Consider the following 7650-nt stretch of genomic DNA (forward strand, 5'->3'; position numbering starts at 1 on the left):
GGGGGTAGTTGACCATAAACAAAAAGAGCTTCCGGTGTGGTTATAGACATATACCATACACACAGAAGCTCTTTTCCTATACAGAAAATTTTTTCTTATTGTGGTTGTAGATTAGGGAGGTTACAATCCATAGAACGGCAAATAAGAAGAATAGCCATAAACCAAGATTACCAAGATCAAGTGCTTGAATCCAAGCCCAGAAACCACTGGTTGGGTTAGATTCTAAGGCTACTTGGATTAATTCCAAAGCTCCGATAAAGAAGGCCGCTACAATGGAAATTGTGGTGACAGTTACATTATAGTAAATTTTGCGTAAAGGCGCTTCAAAGGCCCAATTATAAGCACCGGACATCATAACAGAATCGGTAGTGTCCATAAGACACATCCCTGCTGCAAATAACAAAGGCAAAGATAGAATTCCGCTTAAAGGTAGACTAGCTTTAGCAGCTCCAGCAGAAAGGGCGATAAGAGCAATTTCTGTTGCCGTGTCAAAGCCTAATCCAAAAAGAAAACCAGTAGGATACATTTGCCATTCTTTAGAGATAACTTTGAAAAGTGGCTTAACTAAAGATGCAATAAATCCTCGTGATAATAATAAATCTTCAAGAACATCTTGTTGGACTTGTCCAGCCTTCATTGCTTTGACGGATTTTAGTAAGCTCAATAAAATAATAAAGTTAAAAGCTGCAACTACAAGTAAAAAGGTCCCGGAGACACAGGCTCCGATTTTTCCCCCAACTGCTTGGAAGAAAGGCATTTGTATTTTAGCCCACTTAACGGAAAAACCAATAATTACAGCCATCAAGAAAACAACGGTGGAGTGGCCTAAAGAAAAGAAGAAACCGACCCCAGTTGACCGATGTTTTGCATGAACTAATTTCCGCACAGTATTGTCAATGGCGGCGATGTGGTCAGCGTCAAAGGCGTGCCGTAATCCTAGTGAATAAGCTACGAGTCCTAATCCCCAGAGTTTAGGGTAGTGGATGGCAGCGTTGACCAGACATAAAAGGGCGATGAAATGAAGCCCTAAGCAGGCCAAGTAATATGGAATTGCATCTTTAATTATATTTCTCTTCATATTATCTCCCTATTTTGTAGATTAGATTCCTAAGTAGAAGTGGGCAAAGGCAGCAGCGATTAAAGCCCCGACAAAAGGAGCTGTCCCGGGAACAATCAAGCCATATTGCCAGTCGTTATTAGTTTTGTTTTTAATTGGTAACAATTGGTAAGCTAAACGAGGTCCCAAGTCACGTGCTTGGTTCATGGCGAAACCAGTAGTCCCCCCAAGGCCCATTCCGACGGCCCAAGTTAAAAGACCGACACCGACAGGTAACATCTTTGGCCAAGCAGTTGCAATGGCTAAAATTCCAGTTAAGAAAATTGTGGTAGCAATAACTTCGACCATGTAGTTACGGGGTAAGTTACGGCAGTTAGGGTTGGTAGAGAAGATGTTGCGGATGGCGATTTGGTCAATTTTACCTTCTGAGGCCGTAAAGTGATCAGCATACATAAAGTAAACTAAGCAAGCACCTAAAAGTGCCCCTAAAAATTCGGCAATGACGTAAGGAATGAAGCTAGACCAAGGAATCATTCCTAAGATAGCTTGGCATAAAGCATAGCAGGGTTAATGCAGACCCCACCGAAAATGAAAAGACAAACGGTAATCCCAAAGGACCAAGTGGTAATGGCAAAGGTGTGACCAGAACCTTTATATTTAGTTTTTTGTAAAACTTCGTCGCAGTGAACCCCGACCCCAAACATAATCATGAGGGCGGTTCCTAAAAATTCAGCAATCAAATTGTGTAACATTACTTAAGTTCTCCTTGCAAATATGGTTGTAATTTTTGATAAACATTGTGAATAGGAAGCTGGTATTTCCGCGCAATGCGGGCGCAGTCATCATATTCGAGGCTACGTTTAACTTGTGAGCCGAGCATTCCAACTTTAACGGTGATTTCACCGAAAGGGGTGGTGATTTTTTCAAAATGGCGGGTAGCTTTGGTGCGGGTCATGACTTGACTTCTTACGCCTAGAGTCGTGGTGTGTTCCCAGAGGAGCTGCCTAAATTTAGCTTGCTCCTGAGTTTGACACAAAACTGTTAATAAAACTGCCGGCCGATTTTTCTTCATTATAATGTTGGTCCAAAAGACATCCAAAGCACCGGCTTCGAGCAGTAAATCAAAGATATAACCGAGTTCTTCGGGACTTTGATCATCAAGATTGACTTCGAGTTTGGCAATTTGGTCTTGGGTGGTGTTAATTTCCTCGTGACTATGCTTTAAGGTGGCCAGACTTCCACGTAAAGCATTAAGCTTACCTGTCTGACGTTTCCCAAAACCATAACCGATTTTTTCTACTTGTAGGTGTTCAGGAATACTAGTGATTGGTTTAAGTTCCTTTAAAATAGCTAAACCAGTTGGTGTTACCAATTCCGTGTGAATCTCAGAGTCTTGACGGTAAATTAGGTTGGTGTTTTGCCGTAATTGCATAACAGCCGGAACGGGGACAGGCATGTTACCATGAGCCACTTGAATAAAACCAGTACCATCAGTAACTGCTGTGGTGTAGACACGTTTAATACCGAGTTTTTCAAAGGCGATGAAGAAAGCAACGACGTCAACAATTGAATCAGTTGCTCCTACCTCATGAAAGTGAATCTCATCTAAACTCACGTGGTGAACTCTTGCTTCGGCTTGGGCAATGTCGAAGAAAACATTTTTACTATGTTCCTTGACGTCAGCCGAAAGGTCACTTTGGTCAAGAATGTCATTAATCGCCGCTAAATTGCGTATTTCGTGATGATGTTCGTGTTTATGATTATGGTGATGTTCATGTTCATAGTGATGACTTAAACCTTGGTCTTTGTGAACATGGTTAGTTAAATGAACCTCGAAATTTCCACCGTAAATACTAGAATGACTGTTACGCTGGAAACTGACAGTAAATTCAGGAAGGTGTAACTTGGTTAATTCAGTTTGAACTTCCTGAAAGTCAGCGCCTAAATCTAAGAGTAACCCGTTTAGCATATCACCACTTAGGCCGGAAAAGGGTTCTAAAAATAAGATATCTGCCATAGTTTATCCTTTCATGTGGTTAATCAGACTAGCGTTATAGGCCGCTCCAAAACCATTATCAATATTAACTACGCTAACGCCAGAAGCACAGGAGTTAAGCATAGATAAAAGAGCAGTTAAGCCTTGAAAATTGGTGCCATAACCAATACTAGTAGGTACCGCAATGACGGGTGCTGAAACTAAGCCTCCCACGACACTAGCTAAGGCGCCTTCCATTCCAGCAATGACAATAACGACACGAGCTTTTTGAATCAAAGTTAAGTGGTTAAAAAGCCGGTGAATACCTGCGACGCCGACATCGTAGATTTTTTCCACCCGGTTTCCAAATTGTTGGGCGGTAACGGCTGCTTCTTCTGCTACAGATAAATCAGAAGTTCCTGCAGTAACGATGGCAATGTAGTTATCACTGGCAACTTCTTTTTGAGGATTCAAAACAAAGCAATGGGCCGTTTCAAAGTATTGGCCTTGTGGGAAACGCGCTTTGAGAAATTCTGCCTTTATGGCATCAACTCGAGTGGTTAAGATTGGGCTCGTTTCATCTTTTAAAGCCGCCATAATTTCACAAATTTGTTCCTGGCTCTTACCTTGACCGTAAATAACCTCAGGGTAACCGTTTCTTTGTTTGCGGGCGGTATCAACCTTGGCAAAGCCAAATCACTAAAGCCTTGGAGGGATGCTTGAGCTTGTTTTAAAGAGAGTTCTCCACGTTGAAAGGCCAGAAGAATTTCGCGTGTTTCCATAGTTCCCTCCTATTTGACGATAACGGACAAGCCATCACGGATAACGGTGACTTGAGCATCTTCACCTTCGATTTCGAAGGCTCTTTGGAGCGCTTGGTCAAAGCTAGTGGCTAATTCCATGTGCATGTCTTCGATTAATTCTGGATCCACGAGGTCAGAAACATAAATAACATGGTGGTGTACCAAAATCCGGGCCAAAATTTGGGATGTCCATTGATCAGGAATAGTTTCCAAACGTGGTGTGTTGATGGCCTTTTGTAAGAATTGGTTAGGGTCATCATAGTCGGCCAAATTGTGGTAGAAGCCTTCGCCACCGTGTCCATCGCGAGTCCCTGCAACCATGATAATGACGCCACCTTCTTTATTAGTAGCTTCTGCAGCGGTCATTCCTTTAACTGCTTGATAAATATTTTGATCCAAGGGGAAACCACCATTGGTAGAGATGGCGATATCACATGGAATTTTCTTAACGGTAGCTAAGCTTTCGACAAAGTCACAACCAACCTTGTGAGCCGCTTCCATATCACCAGCAAAAGAACCGATAATTTTTTTGTCACCATCTAAGACAACGTTTACAATAAAGGCTAACTTAGCCGTTCGTGCTGCATAAACCATATCTTGGTGAATCAAGTTATGATGTAAGTTTCCGGTCCGGGCTTCCTTAGAATTGATAAATTCTCCAGAGTGGTTAGCCATAATGGTCTTGTATGAAGCGATTCCAGGAAGAACCGCCTTACGTCCCCCTGAAAAGCCAGCAAAGAAGTGTGATTCAATAAAGCCTTCTGAAATCAAAAGGTCAGCTTCTGCAGCAACCTTGTTGATAATGCAGTCCCCACCAGAAGGAAGTTGGCCAATTTTGACCATATCTTCATCTTTTTGTGAGAAGTGCATCACAATTTCTTCGTTATCGGCAATTTCTTGCCCGTATTTAGCCACTAATTCTTCGTGCGTAGATGGACGGTGGAAACCAGTCGCAACTAAAATACGAATCCGAGCGTCTGGGGCAACGGAACGAATTCTTCTCAAAATAATGGGGGTAATAATGTGTGAAGGAACAGGCCGGGTGTGGTCTGAGGAAATTAAGACGATATTCTTCTTTCCTTTTGCGAGTTCTTCAAGCTTAGGACTGCCAATAGGATTATCCATAGACTTTTCCACAGTTTCTTTTTCTGAAAGTGGGTTGGAAAAATCCTCAGCTTTAGACTCTAAAAGGCCAGCAAAGTTGTCTTCGGGAATTTCGGCTGTAATTGTGCCTTATCATAAGGAAGATCAACTTTGACCATTTTTTCATGTTCATGTGCAACTTTTTCTTTCGTGATTACACTCATTTTAACGACTCCTTCATGTCATTTTTTCACAAGGGAAAGTATAATTTGAAAAATTTTTTCAAGAAATCACCATTGTTGTTAACAAATGTTAGCACCATAAAGCTAAATTGCCGTATTTTTATAGTCGTATTTTAAGAATAATAAAGTAGATAAAAGAAAAATCAGTGCTTTCTTACCGGTAAAAAGTAAAAAGGATTGCCATAAGTTCGCCAAATCACTATAATTTAATTTGAATATTCAAGTTAAGGGAAACTTAGGTAAAAATTTTGATAGTTAGATGGAGTTAGATTTATGAAAATTGATTACTTATTAAGTTTTTTAGAAGACAAGCACATTCCTTTGATTGAAAAAAAGCGTCACTCTTATCTGTCCTACCATGGATTAGATGAGTCTTATATCTATATTTTGAAGGATGGGGTAGCTAAAACCAGTGTTATCTTACCTGATGGGCGAGAATTTAACCTTTCTTACATTGTTTCGCCTGATATTGTTTCGCTTTTAAAAGATGAAGTTTCTAAATACACTTCTTCACCTTTTAATATTCGTGTAGAATCAGAAGAAGCCCATTTTTATCGTTTACCACGAACAACTTTTTGGAATTATGTAGCAAATGATGAATTACTTCAGGCTTATGTCAGAGACTACTACCGTTTGAAGTTATCTGAAAATATTGAATCTCTTCAGACTATGACGATGAATGGAAAAACAGGTGCAGTTTGTGCGCTTTTGTATAAGCTTACGCGCCTTTTTGGAAAACCTCATAGAAATGGAACTTTAATTGATTTTTTAGTGACTAATGAAGACATTGCTGGCTTTTGTGGAATTTCTACTAGAAATTCGGTTAATCGTATCATTCATCATCTGAAAGAAGAAGGTATCATTGAAATTCTTCATCAAAAAATATTAATTAAAGATTATGAATGTCTCCAGGAATATGTGGCTAAATAAAAGAAAATAATTGTAAGTATAAAACGTGATTTTTGAAAAATAAATGATAGTATCAAATGTTAGCAACAATCGCTATTTTTTCTTTTCAGAAAATTATTTATACTAGGCCACGTTAATTACAAAATTGGAGATGATTTTTATGACTTCTTTGGAGGTTAAAGAAAGTATTTTAATTGATAAGTTGGCGCAATTAGATAATTTGGTGATTGCTTATTCTGGTGGTATTGACTCAACCTACCTGTTAAAGATTGCCTTAGACACTTTGGGAAGTGACAAAGTTTTAGCAGTGGTGATGAATTCGGAATTATTCTTAGATGATGAATTCAATAAGGCTGTTGATTTAGCTAATGATATGGGTGCTCAAGTCTTAGGTTTAGAAATGAGTGAGTTAGCTGATGCTAAAATTGCTGCTAACACCCCTAAGAGTTGGTACTACAGTAAGAAATTACTCTACAAGACTATCAAAGACGCTGTCGCTGCTGATGGCTTTACCACTATAGCTGATGGGATGATTATGGATGATAACGAAGACTTCCGTCCTGGTTTAATTGCTCGTGATGAAGAAGGAGTGCGTTCTTTCTTACAAGAAGCAGATCTTTACAAGGCGGATATTCGGATTTTGGCTAAGGAAAATGGTATTGTTAACTGGAATAAAGTGGCTTCATGTAGTGTTGCTTCACGCTTCCCATACGGTACACGCTTAACCCAAACTGCTGTTAACCGGGTTTTTGCTAGTGAAAAATATCTACGTGAAGATTTAGGTTACAAAACGGTTCGTGTTCGTTGCCACGGTGATTTGGCACGGGTTGAATTGCCTGAAACAGACTTGCAAGATGCGTGGGACAAGAAGGATGAAATCTCCGCTACTTTACGGAAACTTGGCTTCAATTACACTACTTTTGATATGCAAGCTTTCAAGTCAGGTCGGATGAATGAAGTTTTATCAACTGATGAAAAGTTGGCCTTAGTCTAAGGGGGAGACGCCATGTTTCAAAAGGTGATTCACCAATTAGAAAACAGTCAAAGTACGCTGTATTCAGAAGAATCATGCCGAATTTTTCTGATGCAAGCTTACCAAGAATTAACTTTGATGCGGATAAAATATAGCCAAAATCAAGTTATTAGCGAACAAATTTCAGAAATCCTGGATCGTTTTTTTGCAGTTGAAGAAGATGCTCTAGAAGCCTATGACAATATACATCATTTGGTCTATCGCGATGTCCGCGATGAAGTTCAAACTTTAATTGACTTTATCAAAAGTAAAGATATTCAGTTAGTCTAAGCTAACTACATCCTCCCTAAATAAAGATAATAATTACCGTAAAGCTCCCAAATTTTCTGGGAGTTTTTTCGTAGCAAACAATGGATAGAGAATATAACCAAAAAGGTTCTTTACGAGATGCTGTGGATTCCTAATATAGGTGTCTGCAGTTTTTTGTGTTTTATGAGAAAAATATTAAAAAGGAGTCCCATATCGTCACTCTTTGTTGTATCATTTTAATAACGAAAAAAATTAAAGAGAGTGAGTAATATGGAACTCCTTGAAAACTTAAATTACAT

Annotated in this window: 5 protein-coding genes and 3 pseudogenes; 3 read left to right on the top strand and 5 right to left on the bottom strand. The window is 39.5% G+C overall.

Annotation, left to right across the window (positions count from 1 at the left end; genetic code table 11):
• Nucleotides 1-76: 76 nt before the first annotated feature.
• The 5 genes and pseudogenes from JCM10991_RS10780 to larA form a co-directional block, all read right to left on the bottom strand.
• Complete coding sequence (locus JCM10991_RS10780) at nt 77-1078, bottom strand: HoxN/HupN/NixA family nickel/cobalt transporter (RefSeq protein ID WP_023859957.1); 1002 nt, start codon at nt 1076-1078, stop codon at nt 77-79.
• A 21-nt stretch (nt 1079-1099) separates the two neighbouring features.
• Nucleotides 1100-1809, bottom strand: a pseudogene (larD, locus tag JCM10991_RS13855) (D/L-lactic acid transporter LarD).
• The gene (gene larC / locus JCM10991_RS10790) at nt 1809-3074 is read right to left on the bottom strand and encodes a nickel pincer cofactor biosynthesis protein LarC (RefSeq protein ID WP_025021485.1); all 1266 of its coding nucleotides are present in this window, start codon (nt 3072-3074) and stop codon (nt 1809-1811) included. Before larC ends, larD begins: the two are co-directional and overlap by 1 nt.
• A gap of 3 nt (nt 3075-3077) precedes the next feature.
• Nucleotides 3078-3814, bottom strand: a pseudogene (gene larB, locus JCM10991_RS13860) (nickel pincer cofactor biosynthesis protein LarB).
• Nucleotides 3815-3823: 9 nt separating this feature from the next.
• Nucleotides 3824-5097: pseudogene (larA, locus tag JCM10991_RS13865) on the bottom strand (nickel-dependent lactate racemase).
• A gap of 336 nt (nt 5098-5433) precedes the next feature.
• Between larA and JCM10991_RS10805 the strand changes: the two are divergent.
• The 3 genes from JCM10991_RS10805 (at nt 5434) to JCM10991_RS10815 (ending at nt 7372) form a co-directional block, all read left to right on the top strand.
• Nucleotides 5434-6090, top strand: coding sequence for a Crp/Fnr family transcriptional regulator (locus JCM10991_RS10805; protein WP_025021486.1), 657 nt, complete (start codon nt 5434-5436; stop codon nt 6088-6090).
• A 139-nt stretch (nt 6091-6229) separates the two neighbouring features.
• Nucleotides 6230-7063: an ATP-dependent sacrificial sulfur transferase LarE gene (gene larE, locus JCM10991_RS10810; protein ID WP_025021487.1), complete on the top strand. Its 834-nt coding sequence runs from the start codon at nt 6230-6232 to the stop codon at nt 7061-7063.
• 12 nt (nt 7064-7075) lie between these two features.
• Nucleotides 7076-7372, top strand: a complete 297-nt coding sequence (locus JCM10991_RS10815; RefSeq protein ID WP_023859964.1) for a hypothetical protein — start codon at nt 7076-7078, stop codon at nt 7370-7372.
• The last annotated feature ends 278 nt before the right edge of the window (nt 7373-7650 follow it).

Source organism: Ligilactobacillus equi DSM 15833 = JCM 10991 (assembly GCF_000615765.1).
Classification (GTDB): domain Bacteria; phylum Bacillota; class Bacilli; order Lactobacillales; family Lactobacillaceae; genus Ligilactobacillus; species Ligilactobacillus equi.